Genomic DNA, 16,327 nt, shown 5'->3' on the forward strand with positions numbered 1-16,327 from the left:
GCAACTCTTTTTTTTTGCAATTTAAAGGGGCAGGATAGTTGAAGAGTGCTCTTTGACCTTTAATTAGGCCAGATAATTGATAAAGGAATTCTGGAATGATTGTAGAATCTTAGAACAAAGAGGTAGCTGTATAGTGGAGGTGTATTAATGGAGATAAGACCAGTAGAAAAAGAGGAATATAGTTTTATTGAAGACTTTGTATATGAGATATTCAAAAATACCACTTATTCAAATGGATTAGCTGAAAAAGCTTTGGTGAGAGAGATCCGGCAAAAACACTATTATATTCCACAGCTTGATTTAGTTGTTGAGGAAGAAGGGGTAATTATAGGTCACTTTATCCTTTCAAAACTTCCAATTAGTAATAGGTATGAAAATGAAATGTTGATGTTATCACCAGTTTCGGTGGCAATTAATAAACAAGGTCAGGGTATTGGTACGTATATGTTGCAGGAAGGTATTAAATTAGCTGCTAAAATGGGGTATAAGGGAATTATTGTTGAAGGAGATGATCGATACTATCAACGCTTTGGATTTAGAACATCAACTGAATTCGGAATCTATGCGTCCAAGAAAAATCCTCCACCTTCTATTGAGAATTTAATGGCTATGGAGTTGTGTGAAAATGGGTTGGAAAATATCTCAGGTGAAGTAGATTATTCGATATATACTGCATTGACACATTGACAGTCATATCGATCCTATACAAATTCAAGATTTTGAGGAAGTTAAGCCATGAATCGTGGGTTAATCAATCTTTCACTAAAGGGCGATTCTTTAATAAGAATCGTTTTTCTTTATGAACTAACAAATGCTTTACTTCATTACCAGGAGCTGATCAGCAGCTCCTTTTTTGATGCAATAATATGGTAAAATGAGTAAAAAAGGAGGGGCAATATGAAAGTGGTTCTTCAAGCAATTATAGGTTCAATTTTCATTCATATAATCTATGTAGTCGTTATGATGTTAGTCGGTTATATAAAAACAAAAAACTATAAACCGGATCTTGAGAATGCATGGGGGAAAGTAGAAAACCTTCAAAACGAGGTAGAGTTTGTGAGTGTTACGCCGCCTCATTTTTATGTTTTATCATTTTTAGGAGTTTCAGTAATATGTGGAATTGTAATTTTATCATATGAAAAGTTAATGAACTAACGGGGTATGTTAATTTTTGAATGAATTTAGTGAAAAAGGACTTAATCATTAAAGGGGGAGAAGGATGGAAATTCGTTCAGTGAAAGGGTCAGATTACTATGCCATATCGCCGCTGATCAATGAATGGTGGGGAGGAAGGCAAATGTCTGATATGCTACCGAAATTATTCTTTGATCATTTTACAAATACAAGTTTCATAGCCGAAAAGGAAGGGGAAATAGTCGGTTTCCTAATAGGGATTTTATCTCAATCTCAGCCTGATGAGGCATATATTCACTTTGTCGGAGTGCATCCCAAATACAGAAAAAATGATATCGGCAGAAAGTTATATAATCAATTTTTCGATGTCGTTAATCAAAATGGCGTAATGTTGTCCGTTGTGTAACGTCTCCGGTCAACAAATCTTCAATCGCCTATCATACCAAGATGGGATTTGAAATGGAAGAGGGAGATACATTCATTGATGATGTTTCAGTCCACTCTGACTATGACGGACATAAACAAGATAGAGTTTTATTCTTGAAAAAGTTATCAATGAACTAAGGTGGACCAGTAAAAATCCGGTCGGCCTTTTTTTATAGAATCCACTAAGGCAGGACTGTCAGCTAAAGCGTTTTTTATTCATTCCTAATGCTGCCTGGAATAGCACGTACAATACCCGTTCTTGTAATATTTCTCTGAAGAACCTCATAATTATCTAATCTGCTCATTGTATGCCCCCTTCATGATTGACTGGTTTTTTTTGTGATTTTCTGCTTCTTAGGCAGCTCTTCTTTTATGGTCCTATAGGGACAGGTTAGTTAAACGAAGATAAGATATAATTTGGATTAATATACAAAATTTTAATGAAAAAGAAGGGAAGCATGAAAATGACAGAAATGGTACCACTGACGTCGGAAAATTTGGAGCTATGTATCGATCTCTACATGAACGTATTTAATCGTGAACCATGGAATGAAAGGTGGACATATGAAACGGCTAAAGAGAGACTTTCCGACTTATTGCATACGCCTAAATTTCTTGGCTTTTTATTTCATATTGATCACAATCCAGTTGGTTTCATTGCTGGAAATAGTAAGGTGTCTTATCAAGGTTTAATTTATTATTTGGCAGAGCTTTGTGTGAATAATGAAATGCAAGGCAAAGGGCATGGCTCAAAAATGCTTCGTTCTTTAGAAGCTGAACTGCAGAAGAGAGAGATTAAAAGTCTATATTTATTAACGGCTAATGACGGTCTTGCAGAAGCATTTTATCTGAAAAATGATTATGTTGTAAATGAAGATAGGGTGGTTATGAAGAAAATTTTATTTTGATGATAAGTAGTCAAGGGGTGATGGAATTGTCGAAATCTGTAAAATTGTATCAATTAAGCCGAAAAATACATAAATGGACTGGTTTGGTTTTATCTGTTTTTTTTATGTTCATCGCAGTCACAGGCCTAGTACTTGTTTATATGATACCACTCGGAGTGGCTGATGAGTTAAGGACGGGGAAAGAGGCGAGTCCAGATCAAGCGATACCTATGGAGAAGGCCGTGTCCATTGCTACGTCTCAGGATCTTCCAGGTGCGGACTCGGTTGAAGATATATTTAGAATTGAATATAGACCAAGTGCAAATGTGTACCAGGTTCGCTTTAATAACGGACAAGGTGTTCAAATAGATGTAAGTACAGGAAAAGTGTTATCCACTAATCCAGATTACTCGACTTTCCTGATTACATTGCATGATGGAACCTTCTTTGGTGATTGGTATAGATACAGTATCCTCACATTGACGGGTTTATCCTTAATCCTGCTCTCGTTTTCCGGGTATTACATGTTCGGGTATCCTCTCTATAAGCGTTTAATGGCGAATAAAAGGAAATCTTAATATGAGGTGGTAATGTGTCTATAAAAGGTTTGAATCACTTTTTATTTTCAGTTTCTGATTTAGACAGTTCCATAGAATTTTATCAAAAGGTTTTTGATGCGAAATTATTAGTTAAGGGCCGAACCACAGCCTATTTTGATTTGAATGGAATGTGGATTGCCCTGAATGCAGAAAAAGATATTCCCCGTAATGAAATAAGCCAATCATACACACATATCGCCTTTTCCATAGATGAAGCCGATTTCATGAACATGTACGAGAAATTAATCGGATTGAATGTAAACATCCTGTCAGGACGTCCAAGAGATGAAAAAGATAAGAAGTCCATTTATTTCACTGATCCAGATGGTCATAAGTTTGAGTTTCATACAGGGACTTTACAAAATAGAATAGATTACTACAAACAAGAAAAAGCCCATATGGAGTTTTTCGACTGATAAGTAAGCCATCTTCAAATGAAAAGGGGAATGTTCATGAAAACTATTGGCCTTATTGGCGGCATGAGCTGGGAGTCATCATTGGAATATTATCGAATCATCAATGAAGAGGTAAAAGCCAAATTAGGAGGATTGCATTCAGCCAAGTGCATTTTATATAGCGTGGACTTTGAGGAAATCGAACGCTGCCAAGCTGAAGGGGATTGGGAAAGCTCCGGTAAATTATTAGGCGATGCAGCTCTGTCTTTGGAAAAGGCAGGTGCCGAAATGATTCTAATTTGTACAAATACGATGCATAAAGTGATTGGATATATTGAAGAAAAAGTCAGTTTACCGATTTTGCACATTGCTGATTCAACGGCAAAACAAATTCAAAAGTCCAAAATCAGTACGGTTGGTTTACTTGGCACTAAATATACGATGGAGCAAGACTTTTATAAAACACGAATTGAGACTAATGGTATCAAGGTCCTGATACCAAGTGAAGAGGATAGAAAAGTCATCAATAAAGTGATTTATGAAGAATTATGTTTAGGGGAAATTCAACAATCATCAAGGGATTATTACAAAAAGGTTATCAAGGGGTTAGTTGATGATGGAGCGGAAGGAATAATACTAGGCTGCACAGAAATTGGATTACTAGTAAAACCCGAGGATTCCAAAGTGCCATTATTCGATACAGCTGTCATACATGCCATCGAATCCGTTAATATGGCATTAGAAAAATGTTAGACACGGTAATAAGGAAGGTTGCAGCAGCCTTTTTGTTTTGCAACTAAAGGGGCAGAGTATGTAAATATTAGGCAAAAAGACGTTTGGAAATTCTTCCAAACGTCTTTTATTTAATTAGCATTAACTCTAAAGGTAAGAAACGACTCTCCTTTAAGTTCAGATGATTAAATGGTGGTTGCCATCAGCTCTCGTTCGTTTTCTTGTATGCAGACATGGAAGCATACGCAGATTCATTGAACCCTTTAACGATGAGCCAAACTGCTAAAATCATTTCATTAGCTGCTACTGGCAGTGCCAAAATAGCACCCCAAACAGAAATTTGTTGAATTACACCGAACATTACTAACAGGGCACAAATAAAAACAAGAGTTGCCCCGGTCATACCTAAGATCGGGATAAACCTGGGTACGAGCTTGGTTTTATAAAATATATAACTGTACATCATCGTGTTTATACCCAACAGGAAGAGGGGACCAAGCATAAATGTCCAGTCATGTACTGCTTTTAATACTATACCTGAAGTTTGAAAAGATACGGTATCCGGGGCACCTGCTGCTACAAATTCGCGGCTTAAGGTCAACAGGGATAGTACGCTGATTACACCAATAATGATGACAATCGCTTCAAGAAACCTGAAGCAAACATGCCAAAGAGCTATAGTTTCATTATACCTTCTTAAAATTGGAAACATTGTAGTTGCAGTACCAATCGCTGAAGCGACAAGAATTAATTCCATAAGCGCTCCAAGTGTCACCAGGTTGGCATGGTCAGACCCATTAATCAGATAATCCGGACCATTTAGGATAGGCTTGTATAAAATTAGACCTAATATTGCTGTAACTGCTGCAAGTATGAACAGAACCCCTACAATTATTGCGCTCTTTTTGGTAGTATTCATTTGTTCATCTCCCTTTTTAATGTATGGCGATAAGACTAATAACCGTTGGGTTACAAACAAATTTAATACTTCACTACTTGTTATTTATCATATTACTGAGCTTATTCCAATTATTACTCTATTAGAAAAATAGGCAGCTAATCGTAGCATTTCTGTCTTTAACGTCATTACTGTTGTCAAAGTTATCATTTACAAAACCCTTATCTCAACTGTCGGCTACAGCTTAACTCCCAAAAGAAAGTCAATAACATTTGTATGTACATTCTTTAGAAGTGAAAGGAAAAGAAACGCTAATCAAAGTCCCCTTATCGAATAAGGGGTTCTGTTTTCATCAGACAAATGGGAATGAACGATTTTTTTATCTACAAGATGAACCATATTTGTATTTGAGGATTGAAATACATTCATTCTGAAAGTTGATGATGGACTTTCTGTCTGAAAGATGTAAAATATAGGTTTAATTGAAGTTCATCTTATTTACATAATGGATCTTAATAAAGGTTAAAGTGAAAAAACAATCAGGAGGAATTTTTTAATGGCTTTGTCCGAAATGAATAGTAAATTGTTTAGAATGATTAATGATCTAGGTAAACAATACCCCGATTTAAATCCATTTTTTGTATTCATAGCTGAATACATGATTTTTATCTTAGTATTGGCAGTCCTAATGTTTTTGTTTTCTCGAAAAAATAAAAATAGAATCATGGTAATCTGTGCATTTATTACACTAGTTATCTCGGAAATATTGGCGAAAATAGCAGGGCAGTTCCACTCGAATTATCAACCATTTGCTGAGTTGCCCAACGTTAATAAGTTAGTTGAAAAAGCAGTCAATAATTCCTTTCCAAGTGACCATACGATTATATTTTTTTCATTTTGTATAACCTTCTGGTTGTTCAAAAAGGGTTGGGGGTTTTTATGGGGAATTTTGGCTGTCCTTGTAGGTATTTCGCGAATTTGGGTAGGTGTCCATTATCCAGCAGATGTTCTTGTCGGAGCTATCATCAGTATCATTTCAGCCACGATCGTTTACAAAATTGTTCTTAAGTTAAGTCTTACTAAGAAATTTTTAGGAAATCAAGTAGAGGGCGAACAGTCCATTCTATCTGCCCTTTCCAAACAAAAGAAAGGTAAGTCAAAGGACTTTTAAAAAAGAGTTACCTAATATACTATTAAAATCATTGCCTCATTACAATTGTTGATATAAATATTATTTCAAGAACCAAACGGAGCAGGGCAGAAAATGATGCATTTATCAAAAGAAAAACATTTTGATGTTCTTCTTGAAATGTATGAATTATTAGACATTAAGTTTTAAATTAACCATTCTTCGACTGATCCGGATAGTATAACAAAGGGTTGCTGCGGCAACCTTTTTCTTTGGAACTAAAGGGGCAGGTTAATGGAATAAAAAGTTAATTAATCCATTGTTATCTGTATTATGTTAACTGCATAAATCAGTTGTACAGAGATAATAAAGTTGTTTAATTTGCAATTATTTTGCGGTAATGAAATTAAATATCAAATAAAGGAAATATCTTCCTTGTAGTCGAATATTAGCCTAGAACCATAATTAACTATTCCGATGAGGAGGATTCTTGTGCGTCCACGACCATTATCTATTGAAAATCCAGAGTATGATAGGTATGTTAGTCTTGTGCCAGATGGAGATATTGAAGAAATACTTAGTAAGCAACGAACTAAGACCATTACCTTCTTGAGCAGCATATCAGAGGAGTCAGCAAGGAAGGCGTACGCACCAGGGAAATGGACTTTAAAAGAAGTGATTGGGCATTTGGCCGACGTGGAACGTGTGATGTCGTATCGAATGCTTGCCATTGCACGAAATGAAAGTGCACCACTCCCAGCAATGGATCAGGATCAATACGTTTCTGCGGCAAACTTCAACAAATTATCCTGGGAGCAGCTACTAGCAGGTTTAGACATGGTACGCTCCAACACGTTAAGTCTTATTTCAACCATTGATGATGCAGCGTGGGATCGTTATGGAACTGTAATGAACAGCCCAGTTTCGATAGGTACCTTTGCATATGGCATTGTCGGGCACGAGTTACACCATATGAAAGTGATTAGTGATAAATACTTATAAGTCTTTTTCTATTAATGAAAAAACCTAATTTCTCATTTAATGCTGAGAAATTAGGTTTTTTAATATTGAAACTTCCTTAACGTTGTAAATCCGCATTTTCCTGACGCTACTGTACAGAGATAATAAAGTTGTTTAATTTACAATAAAGTCATTAAAAAATAATAATGTTGTTTAAAAACCCTTATGTCATTAACGGGGCAGGTTAGTTGTATACGAACTGTGCATATTCATATTTATTAACTTATCGATTTCCTCTCTTTCAAAAGCTGAATAAAAAGCACTTTCTATTTAACTTTTCTAAAAATATAATGAAACGGAAAGGAGGCAATAAGAATGAAACATAATTCTATGCACCAATGGCATAAAGAGCATAATAAACGGGTAGCAGAATTTCACAAAAAACACGCTGCTCAAGTAGCTAATGGAGAAAACGGAAACGGTTGGTTAGCCAAGCTCGAAACGTGTTTTTTTAATAAAGTACTTGTTCCTCTTAAAGTTGTGAAATAACATCTTTTTTTCTGCTCCTGCTTTTTGAGGAGCAGTTATTTTTTGATTTTATATAAATACTTTATGACACAGTATGTGTCATCTCTGCAATAAGTCTTATAGAACTAACAGGTGCTTTAGCTGAAGATCGGAGCTGTCTTTAAAGGCAGCTTTTTCTTTATGGAACTATCGGGACCTAATTGTTCTTATCCACCGAAAATATACGAAATACCTATTTTTTGTAAATAAGCAAGATAAGCATCAGAGACTAGCTCTGTAAGAACTTCTACTATATGATCTTCTGTCCTATTCTCACTCCATTCTGAAATGTAGTTTTTTGTCCATCCTAATTTCCCAGAAGCGTCTACTGCAATTGCATACGTTTTAGCATCTGTAGTTGCTACATAATCAGTTCTTGGTATTGACGGAATGTTTTCATGTGTTAAATCTAATTTATGTCCAAAGGTAAAGTTTTCCTCCATGGTAATCCTGCCACACATCCATGCTTTGCATCCGTAACGTTCATGAATTTTTTCATACTCGTCAATAAAATATTGGGTGCGTTCTTCTTCCAAATAATCCCCAATTTTTCCCCATCCAATGATGTCAGCATGTGGCATATTATATATGGCCTTTCCAAAGTATTCCTCCTTTCTATAAGAACACATCATAATCCTAGGATTGATATAAAAAATGCCCTGAATAACAGGGCATTTTTTATCCTCAACTATTATTTTACTTTACTGTATTCCTCATCTGTTACTGGTTCCAACCATTCCGGTGTACCTGCAGTGATTGCAATGTGTTCAAACCAGCTATCTTTTGTAGCACCATGCCAGTGTTTTACACCATCGTGGGTGACAATAACATCTCCAGCTTTTAAGAATTGAGCAGGTTTACCTTCTTCTTGGTACCAACCTTCGCCACCAGTTACTAATAAAAGTTGGAATCCATCACGATGAATATGCCAGTTATTTCTGCATCCTGGTTCAAAGGTCACATTCCCTACACCAACACTCACTTTAGGGTCAGCAATTAATGATTTAAGATAACTTTGTCCCACGAAATATTCTGCATATGCTTCATTTTTCTCACCCACTGGGAAAATGACGCCATTTTTTACTTCTTCATGTTTTGCCATTTTAACTCCTCCATGAAACTATATTTTTTATTATTAACCTACTTGAACTGTGGGGCGTATAATCATTTCATTAATTCCTACATCAGATGGTTGTTCAATGGCAAAGGCTATTGCACGAGCGATACGGTCAGAATCGATGGCAGCTTTGTAAAATTCATCTAATCCTGCTTTCATTGCTGGGTCTGTTGTAGTTTCTAACAATTCGCTTGTAACAGCTCCAGGAGAGATATTTGTTACACGGATATCCGTGCCACTCATTGCTTCTTCTTGGCGTAAACCTTCAGAAATGGCTTTTACAGCAAATTTAGTACCACAATATACCGTTCCACCAGGGTAGATGTTATGTCCAGCTACAGAAGAAAGATTAATAACGTGACCTGATTTGCGTTCTCTCATAGATGGAACGATAGCAGCGATAGCATACAATACACCTTTGACGTTAACATCAATCATCATATCCCATTCATCAACTTTATTTTCTGCAAGAAAAGCTTGTGGCATGATTCCAGCATTGTTGACTAGCACATCAATTTTTCCAAACTCATTAAGAGCATATGCAGCGAGTTCTTCCATCTGTTGACGAGAAGTAACATCTGTTACTTTATAAATAGCTTTTCCACCATTGTTTTTAATTTCATCTTGTAATTTCTTTAAACGATCTTCACGACGAGCTGCAAGTACCAACTTTGCACCTTTAGAGGCAAGTTCTTTTGCAGTAGCTTCTCCAATCCCAGAAGAAGCACCTGTAATAATGACAACTTTATCTTGAATATTTGACATAATAAATAACACCCTTTCTTAATTTTCAGGAATAATTTCGTTCACACATGTTAATGCATTCAATGTCCTTGGAAAACCTATATATGGAAGGCAGTGGGTGATTGCGGTGATTAAAATTTCCTTATCATTGTCCACATTTTTGTTACCCTGCACATGTGCTTTTACTTGACCTTCAGCACCGCCTAAAGCAGTTATGATACAGAGTGTTAACAACTCTCGTGTTTTCAAATCAAGTCCGCTCCGGGTGTAGAAGTCTCCGAAGCAAAAAGAGGAGAGATAATCCTGTATGTGCTTTTGATTTTCTGGTGCGCCTTCTCTCACTTTTGCAGTGACATCACCAAAAATCTCTACCTGTACTGAAAGTCCCTTGTCAAAACGATTATCTTCAACAACATTCTTTTGGCTTTCAATTGGTAACGCAATATTCTTGGATTTGAAAACCTCATTGACTTCATTGATAGCATTTAACGTTTTCGGGAATCCAATGTACGGAGCACATTGGTAAACAGCCTCTTTGATCTCTACAGCTGTTAGCCCCACATTCAGTGCAGCACTAACATGTGCTTTTAGTTGGGGCAATGTTTGATTGGTCGCAAGAACCACCAGGGTAATCAACTCACGCATTTTATCGTCAAGGTTACCTTGATAAAATACTTCCCCGAAAATGAAATGGCTTAGAATGTCCTGAAAATCAGGATCAGTAGCATGTGCGGCAGTTACTCCCTCACCAAATAGCTGTTTGAACTTTTCCTGGCTCTTTTCAACACGGTCCATAACTAAACCCCCTCTTTGGAATTAATTAACTCTTCTATTATTCCAAGGTAGTAAAATTTGATGTGTTAGTAAATCATATATTGATGCGGTATCGCACATCTGTATATAATGTAAAATGAAAAGAGGATGTCTGCAACAATCAAAACGCCAGGATTTGTGCGTTATTGCACAAGTTAATTGAAATTTTGCGATAATTTTTAAGAAAGTTTGGTGAAAACTACAATGTCAAGGGTAGATAGAAGAGTACAAAAATCCCAAGAAGCAATAAAAAATGCTTTTATTGAACTAATGTCTGAAAAAAGCTTTGATCATATTACGATACAGGATATTTCCGACAGAGCAAATGTCGGTCGCAGAACGATTTATGACCATTACATGGATAAATTTGATTTACTGGATAAGCTTATTGAAGAACATATTAACGAACTAAGGATACTGTGCGAATCGGCATCTGAATTGAATTTTGTCGAGGGAAATCTGATTTGGTTTGAATACTTTGAACTTAATAGTTCATTCTTTTCAACAATGTTAGGGAGTAAAGGAGCCCCTGCTTTTCGTAGTCATTTCCTGGAATTTGTAATCCAAGAGTTAGAGGGTGAAGTAGATGTAACTGAAGGGAAAAATCAAGGTTTAAGTAAGGATTTAATTCTTAAATTCTTTGGAGCAGCTATAGTAGAAATAGTAGAAGCGTGGTTCACTAATGGATTATCAGAACCGACTCAAGTCGTGGCAGAACAAGTGGGGCTTTTGTTAGATAGGAATTTATAGTTAAAGGATAGTTTCTCAGCAGCGTCGATTTAAAGTAGAAGTGTAAAATTAAAAGGCTGACAGTTTTTAAAAAATCACTGCTTGAATAGGTGCGGTGAACCGTATCATAAATAAATGACAATGCCATTTGGTACCAAGGTTTTATATTCGTTCTTCAGTAATCGGGCGCGATTCTTGAATAGACTTTATAGTGGGTAATTAAAGATGCACAACTGACTGGGAAAACAATCTTTACTAATGACTTCTTATTTTCTTCAAGTAATTTTATTCATTTTGATGTACCAAGAATTTTGCTGAATGTTTTTTATAAAAATAATTTGGACCAAATACAAATGTTTACTAGATCCCGAAGGGTGGACTGACTATTTTTCTTAAAGTAATGTGTTTAATTGTTTTGCGATTTGAGCCATAGTTAATAATTATTTTTCCAATTTGTAACCCTCCTATCTAGGGAATGGAATATTATATTAACTTCTCCGGCAGTTCTGCAATAACCTACCACCCTTTTTTTTCTTGGATTAACTTTCTTTGGATTAGGGAATGCGATTGCGGTGAATGTTCAATCCTTGGGGCTGCATCCTTGGGAGGTTTTAAACGTCGCCCTGTTCGAGCGGTTCGGGTTCACAATTGGTACGTGGAGTGTCATGTGTGGTTTAGTACTTGTGTTGATCACCTTTGTCGTGGATAGGAAGTATATTAATATTGGTACCTTTCTAAATGCCTTGTCAATCGGCCCGATCATGGATTTCTTTTTGCATCTTGACATTCTTCCTCATGAAACGGAGCATTGGTGGTTGAATATACTCATCTTGTTGATGGGTATCATCATAACCGGAATTGGCGGAGGAATTTATGTGGCTGCGGGAATTGGGGCTGGTCCTAGGGATGGTTTCATGCTTTCCGTTTCGGAAAAAACCGGGTTATCGGTCAGTTGGGCAAGAATCGTTGTCGAGAGCCTCATCTTGATTATCGGGTTCATCCTTGGAGGTCCAGTGTTTATTATGACGTTTGCATATACCTTTATTCAAAGCCCGATCTTTCAGTTTTCCATGAAGCTGATGCGTTCCTTTATCGTTAGTTTGGAGCAGAAGCGAAAGGGACAATTTGAGATTCCGTTATAATTGGAAGGCGGATGTCCTTTGGTCACCTCCTTGCGTGCTCTTATTCCACTAACGGGTGCTTTACTTCATTATCAGGAGCTGATCAGCAGCTCCTTTTCTTATGCAACTATCGGGTCAGGTTAGTAATAAGAGATATAATTTTATAAAAGCTCACAGGTGGTGGGAAGATGACTTTAAAAGAGTTTATTGAGTTCCAAGAAGGTATAGCAATCGGGGAAGAATACTCATTTATATATCAAAATGAAGAATATTGGATAAGCCAAAATCCAGGTGCATATTATCTTACGCGAGTCAGAGGTGCCTATACTCAAGAGTTTGAAACTTCTGAGGCTCTTTTTAAATACGGAACAATCGAAGAAAAACTACTTTCAGAAATTTATATGGATTTTGAGTGGTAAAATAAATGTTGATATATTCTTGTTGAACCAACGGGTGCGTTAGCTGAAGATCGGAGCTGTCTTTAAGGCAGCTTTTTCTTATGGAACTAACGGGGCAGTTTAACTCTATAAAAAATTGGAAGGTAAATCCAATTAATAGTATAGTCATATGTAACAGCTCCTTTTTGTGGTCTTTTTCTTGATCGAAGAAAAATTCAGCTGAGGGGTATTGTACCAAATAATTTACATTGCTTTTATTTTTTGAGAAAGTAAAGGTACAATTAGTACTTATATAGTTTTATGATGATAAAAGATAATGAGGTAGGTAAAAAAATGATTGCAAAAACAGAAGAAGATTTTAACGGTTTGAAGGAAATTGGCAAAATTATTGCCTCAATTAGAGATGAATTGGTACAAAGAACAATTCCTGGCATAACGACCAAAGAACTTGATGATATAGCCGGAGAACTTTTAGAAAAAGCAGGTGCAGTTTCAGCTCCAAAAGGTGAATATGATTTTCCTGGCTACACTTGCATTAGTCTTAATGAAGAAGTGGCACATGGTATTCCGGGTCATCGGGTTATTCATGAAGGGGATCTAGTAAATATAGATGTATCTGCTTCAAAGAACGGTTATTTCGCAGATACAGGAATCTCATTTGTAGTAGGAGAAGGAGAAGAAGTATTAACGAGATTATGCGACGTTGCTAAAAAGGCATTTGAAGCAGGTCTTAAGAAAGCAAAACCCGGTTCAAAAAAAAGCAGAATCGGAAAAGCAGTATTCGAAACAGCGAGACAGCATGGATTCACTGTTATCAAAAACCTTACAGGACATGGTGTTGGTCGTAGAATACACGAAGCACCTGACCATATTTTAAATTATAATGATCCATGGGATAATGAAATATTAAAGGAAGGGATGGTTATCGCATTCGAACCATTCATCTCAACCTTTGAAGAAGAAGTATTCCAAAAAGAAGACGATTGGACCTATGCTACAGAAAAAAGCTATGTAGCTCAATTAGAACATACGATTATTCTTACTAAAAATGGTCCGATTATTGTCACACTTTAATTTAAACAATGAAGTATCTAAAATTATAAGCCTTATTTAGACTTTATGATTGTAAATAAATGTACTTAAACTAACGGGTGCGTTAGCTGAAGATCGGAGCTGTCATTAAGGCAGCTTTTTCTTATGGAACTGAAGGGGCAGGTTAGTTGAAGAATTATGTTTAACTATATAAAAGAAAAACAAACAACTAAGAGGTGATTGTATGAAATATACTTGTCCTTGCTGTGGATATAAAACATTAGATGAGGAACCTCCAGGAACGTATGATATTCGTGAAATCTGTTTTTTGGAAGATGATGGTTACCAATATGAACATCCAGATGAGGATGGTGCAAATAAAATTTCTTTTAGAGAGTCACAACAAAACTTTATAAAATTTGGCGTTAGCGATTTAGATTTTTCGGAAAACGTAAGAAAACCAAATAATTCCGATATAAAGGATCCAAACTGGAAACCGATATGAGTTTATATGTAAGCGTCAAATATTCCCCACCTACTACTTGTAAATAGCTCATGAGATAATCTCCTTACATCATACATGTGGAGGTTTTTTTATGAAAAAACGCCTTATAAAGAAAGAATGGGAAGCTCACATCCAAGATTTTAAAGAAAGTGGATTATCAAAAGCTGCTTGGTGTCAAAAACAGAACCTGCCGGTTCATCGGCTATATTATTGGCTCAAGAAATTATCTCCTCAAGCTGATAGTCCAACTGAAAGTAAACGTACAAAATGGGTATCTGTGAATATCCCTCCAATAGAAGAAAAAATACATACCACCATCCGCATTCATTTTAAAGAAGCTACAGTTGAAATAGATGCACCTTTTACTCCACAAGTGCTTTTACAAGTGATGCAGACGGTAAAACAGCTATGATACCAGAAACAGCCATTGAAAGGGTATGTATCGCACAAGGAGCTACAGACTTAAGTAAATCTATTGATGGACTGGCAGCCATTGTAAAGGAAGAGTTTGATTTAGATCCCTTTTCTTCTTGTTTATTTGTCTTTTGCAATCGCTTACGCGATAAACTAAAGATTCTCGTGTGGGAACATAATGGTTTTTGGTTGCATTATCGCAGATTGGAAAAAGGAAAGTTTGACTGGCCAACTCAACATCCAAATGTGCCACTTACCATATCAAGAAGGCAACTGAGATGGCTTCTTGATGGATTTCCATTTGAACAAAAACAAGGGCATCAAGCTATATATGCGAGAACAATCGTGTGAAAAATTCATATATTTAGAAGGGATTTGATTCATTTTGTCGAATGGATTCATCTATGAAAACAACATCCTCTCATCAAAATCAACCTACAATTGAATCTCTTCAAGCTCAAGTAGAAGAACTCACGGTAAAAGTGAGATGGTATGAAGAACAATTTCGTCTTAGCCACAAAAACGGTTTGGTACGTCTAGCGAAAAAACAACGGAAAATCAACTCGCTCTAGAACTGTTTAATGAAGCTGAGAAAGAAAGTGACACCGAAGTACCCGAACCAGCTGTTGAAACCATCACCTATCGTCGTAAAAAGAAACGCGGTCATAGGGATGAGTCCGTCCAAAACCTTCCTATCGAAACGATTGAATATCGTTTGGCTGACGAGGAACAGGTTTGTTCGTGCTGTGGTGGTGCTCTACATGAGATGAGTGTAGAAGTCCGTAAGGAACTGACGATTGTTCCTGCAGAAGTAAAGGTGACAGAACATAAGAGATACGTATATGCTTGCCGCAAGTGTGAACTAGATGAGGTTTCCACACCGATCGTGACTGCGAATATGCCAGCTCCTGCCTTTTCCAAAAGTATAGCTTCCCCGTCCATTATGGCGTATATCATGACTCAAAAATATGTAGAAGGATTGCCTCTTTATCGTCAGGAAAAGCATTTTGAACGAATGGGAATCTACTTATAGCGTCAAACGATGGGAAATTGGTTATTATACGGGGCTGATCAATGGTTAGTGATATTGTATAAAAGGATGCATGAGCATCTACTTGCTCGAACCATCCTTCATGCGGATGAAACAACCTTCCAAGTCTTACGTGAACCTGGTCGTGCCGCAACTACCAAGTCCTATCTGTGGTTATATCGCACAGGGCGAGATGATATCCCCATTGTTCTCTATGACTATCAACCAACAAGAGCAGGCGAACACCCGAAACGTTTTTTAACGGGTTATCAAGGTTATTTACAAGTGGATGGATATAGTGGTTACAATCAAGTACCGGATGTCACCCTTGTGGGATGTTGGGCGCATGCCAGACGTAAGTTTGATGAATCCTTAAAGGCTTTACCTGATTCACAGCAGGGAAAAAAGGTGAAGGCGAGCGAAGGGTTGTATTTCTGTAATCAACTGTATTCTATCGAAAGAAAGCTAAAACATGTCGACTCTACAGAACGATATGAGCAGCGACTGGAAAAAAGCAGGCCCATTCTGGACCATTTTTCAGCATGGCTTTATGAACAAAAAGATCTCGTTCTACCAAAAAGCGCGCTAGGAAAAGCCATCATTTATTGTTTGAATCAATGGAATCATCTTGAAGCTTTTTTATTGGACGGACATTTAGAAATCGACAACAACAGAAGTGAACGTTCCATTAAGCCGT

General features: G+C 36.7%; 21 protein-coding genes and 3 pseudogenes. 19 read left to right on the plus strand and 5 right to left on the minus strand.

Going from position 1 to position 16,327, the window contains the following annotated elements; all coding sequences use genetic code 11:
• The first annotated feature begins 147 nt into the window (after window positions 1–147).
• From ACQKMF_RS24015 to ACQKMF_RS24050, 8 genes and pseudogenes are all read left to right on the plus strand, one after another.
• Entirely contained in the window at window positions 148–687 is a 540-nt protein-coding gene (locus ACQKMF_RS24015; RefSeq protein WP_402940492.1) for a GNAT family N-acetyltransferase, read from the plus strand.
• Window positions 688–735: 48 nt separating this feature from the next.
• Entirely contained in the window at window positions 736–873 is a 138-nt protein-coding gene (locus tag ACQKMF_RS24020) for a hypothetical protein (RefSeq protein ID WP_402940494.1), read from the plus strand.
• Between the two features lie 24 nt (window positions 874–897).
• Window positions 898–1,155, plus strand: coding sequence for a hypothetical protein (locus ACQKMF_RS24025; RefSeq protein ID WP_402940496.1), 258 nt, complete (start codon window positions 898–900; stop codon window positions 1,153–1,155).
• A 64-nt stretch (window positions 1,156–1,219) separates the two neighbouring features.
• A pseudogene (locus tag ACQKMF_RS24030) lies at window positions 1,220–1,698 on the plus strand (GNAT family N-acetyltransferase).
• A 320-nt stretch (window positions 1,699–2,018) separates the two neighbouring features.
• Entirely contained in the window at window positions 2,019–2,468 is a 450-nt protein-coding gene (locus tag ACQKMF_RS24035; protein ID WP_427575295.1) for a GNAT family N-acetyltransferase, read from the plus strand.
• Window positions 2,469–2,494: 26 nt separating this feature from the next.
• Window positions 2,495–3,025 carry a PepSY domain-containing protein gene (locus ACQKMF_RS24040; RefSeq protein WP_402940504.1) on the plus strand — a complete coding sequence of 177 codons (531 nt, stop codon included), beginning with the start codon at window positions 2,495–2,497 and terminating at the stop codon, window positions 3,023–3,025.
• Window positions 3,026–3,039: 14 nt separating this feature from the next.
• Window positions 3,040–3,462, plus strand: coding sequence for a FosM family fosfomycin resistance protein (gene fosM / locus ACQKMF_RS24045; RefSeq protein ID WP_402940507.1), 423 nt, complete (start codon window positions 3,040–3,042; stop codon window positions 3,460–3,462).
• Between the two features lie 36 nt (window positions 3,463–3,498).
• Window positions 3,499–4,194 carry an aspartate/glutamate racemase family protein gene (locus ACQKMF_RS24050; protein ID WP_402940510.1) on the plus strand — a complete coding sequence of 232 codons (696 nt, stop codon included), beginning with the start codon at window positions 3,499–3,501 and terminating at the stop codon, window positions 4,192–4,194.
• Window positions 4,195–4,375: 181 nt separating this feature from the next.
• Here the strand turns inward: ACQKMF_RS24050 and ACQKMF_RS24055 are convergent, their stop codons facing one another.
• Window positions 4,376–5,092: a DUF4386 domain-containing protein gene (locus ACQKMF_RS24055; RefSeq protein ID WP_402940513.1), complete on the minus strand. Its 717-nt coding sequence runs from the start codon at window positions 5,090–5,092 to the stop codon at window positions 4,376–4,378.
• Window positions 5,093–5,627: 535 nt separating this feature from the next.
• On the opposite strand from ACQKMF_RS24055, the gene ACQKMF_RS24060 reads away from it, so the two are divergent.
• From ACQKMF_RS24060 to ACQKMF_RS24070, 3 genes are all read left to right on the plus strand, one after another.
• Window positions 5,628–6,242, plus strand: coding sequence for an undecaprenyl-diphosphatase (locus ACQKMF_RS24060; RefSeq protein WP_427575298.1), 615 nt, complete (start codon window positions 5,628–5,630; stop codon window positions 6,240–6,242).
• A gap of 450 nt (window positions 6,243–6,692) precedes the next feature.
• The gene (locus tag ACQKMF_RS24065) at window positions 6,693–7,202 is read left to right on the plus strand and encodes a DinB family protein (protein ID WP_230178584.1); all 510 of its coding nucleotides are present in this window, start codon (window positions 6,693–6,695) and stop codon (window positions 7,200–7,202) included.
• Window positions 7,203–7,535: 333 nt separating this feature from the next.
• Window positions 7,536–7,709, plus strand: a complete 174-nt coding sequence (locus ACQKMF_RS24070) for a hypothetical protein (RefSeq protein ID WP_402940520.1) — start codon at window positions 7,536–7,538, stop codon at window positions 7,707–7,709.
• Window positions 7,710–7,894: 185 nt separating this feature from the next.
• Here the strand turns inward: ACQKMF_RS24070 and ACQKMF_RS24075 are convergent, their stop codons facing one another.
• The 4 genes from ACQKMF_RS24075 to ACQKMF_RS24090 all read right to left on the minus strand — a co-directional run bounded on the left by ACQKMF_RS24075 (window position 7,895) and on the right by ACQKMF_RS24090 (window position 10,383).
• Window positions 7,895–8,308, minus strand: coding sequence for a hypothetical protein (locus ACQKMF_RS24075; RefSeq protein WP_427575301.1), 414 nt, complete (start codon window positions 8,306–8,308; stop codon window positions 7,895–7,897).
• A 110-nt stretch (window positions 8,309–8,418) separates the two neighbouring features.
• Window positions 8,419–8,829, minus strand: a complete 411-nt coding sequence (locus ACQKMF_RS24080) for a cupin domain-containing protein (RefSeq protein WP_260356699.1) — start codon at window positions 8,827–8,829, stop codon at window positions 8,419–8,421.
• A gap of 33 nt (window positions 8,830–8,862) precedes the next feature.
• The gene (locus tag ACQKMF_RS24085) at window positions 8,863–9,609 is read right to left on the minus strand and encodes an SDR family oxidoreductase (RefSeq protein ID WP_402940529.1); all 747 of its coding nucleotides are present in this window, start codon (window positions 9,607–9,609) and stop codon (window positions 8,863–8,865) included.
• A gap of 18 nt (window positions 9,610–9,627) precedes the next feature.
• On the minus strand, window positions 9,628–10,383 hold the full coding sequence (locus ACQKMF_RS24090; protein WP_427575304.1) for a carboxymuconolactone decarboxylase family protein: 756 nt from the start codon (window positions 10,381–10,383) through the stop codon (window positions 9,628–9,630).
• A 222-nt stretch (window positions 10,384–10,605) separates the two neighbouring features.
• On the opposite strand from ACQKMF_RS24090, the gene ACQKMF_RS24095 reads away from it, so the two are divergent.
• From ACQKMF_RS24095 to tnpC, 8 genes and pseudogenes are all read left to right on the plus strand, one after another.
• Complete coding sequence (locus ACQKMF_RS24095; protein ID WP_260356702.1) at window positions 10,606–11,151, plus strand: TetR/AcrR family transcriptional regulator; 546 nt, start codon at window positions 10,606–10,608, stop codon at window positions 11,149–11,151.
• Between the two features lie 503 nt (window positions 11,152–11,654).
• A pseudogene (locus tag ACQKMF_RS24100) lies at window positions 11,655–12,272 on the plus strand (YczE/YyaS/YitT family protein); the annotation flags it as partial.
• 167 nt (window positions 12,273–12,439) lie between these two features.
• Window positions 12,440–12,670 (plus strand): hypothetical protein, encoded by a 231-nt coding sequence (locus ACQKMF_RS24105; RefSeq protein WP_260356704.1) that lies wholly within the window; start codon window positions 12,440–12,442, stop codon window positions 12,668–12,670.
• 312 nt (window positions 12,671–12,982) lie between these two features.
• A complete protein-coding gene (gene map, locus ACQKMF_RS24110; protein ID WP_101226155.1) occupies window positions 12,983–13,723 on the plus strand; it encodes a type I methionyl aminopeptidase in 741 nt (246 codons plus the stop codon).
• Window positions 13,724–13,925: 202 nt separating this feature from the next.
• Window positions 13,926–14,186: a CPCC family cysteine-rich protein gene (locus ACQKMF_RS24115; protein ID WP_402940541.1), complete on the plus strand. Its 261-nt coding sequence runs from the start codon at window positions 13,926–13,928 to the stop codon at window positions 14,184–14,186.
• 91 nt (window positions 14,187–14,277) lie between these two features.
• The gene (gene tnpA / locus ACQKMF_RS24120; protein ID WP_427575307.1) at window positions 14,278–14,598 is read left to right on the plus strand and encodes an IS66 family insertion sequence element accessory protein TnpA; all 321 of its coding nucleotides are present in this window, start codon (window positions 14,278–14,280) and stop codon (window positions 14,596–14,598) included.
• Window positions 14,595–14,951, plus strand: a complete 357-nt coding sequence (tnpB, locus tag ACQKMF_RS24125) for an IS66 family insertion sequence element accessory protein TnpB (RefSeq protein ID WP_427575309.1) — start codon at window positions 14,595–14,597, stop codon at window positions 14,949–14,951. Before tnpA ends, tnpB begins: the two co-directional genes overlap by 4 nt.
• Before the next feature lie 41 nt (window positions 14,952–14,992).
• A pseudogene (gene tnpC / locus ACQKMF_RS24130) lies at window positions 14,993–16,327 on the plus strand (IS66 family transposase); the annotation flags it as partial.

Origin of the sequence: Peribacillus sp. NPDC101480, assembly GCF_050277335.1 — a bacterium.
Taxonomy (GTDB): domain Bacteria; phylum Bacillota; class Bacilli; order Bacillales; family DSM-1321; genus Peribacillus.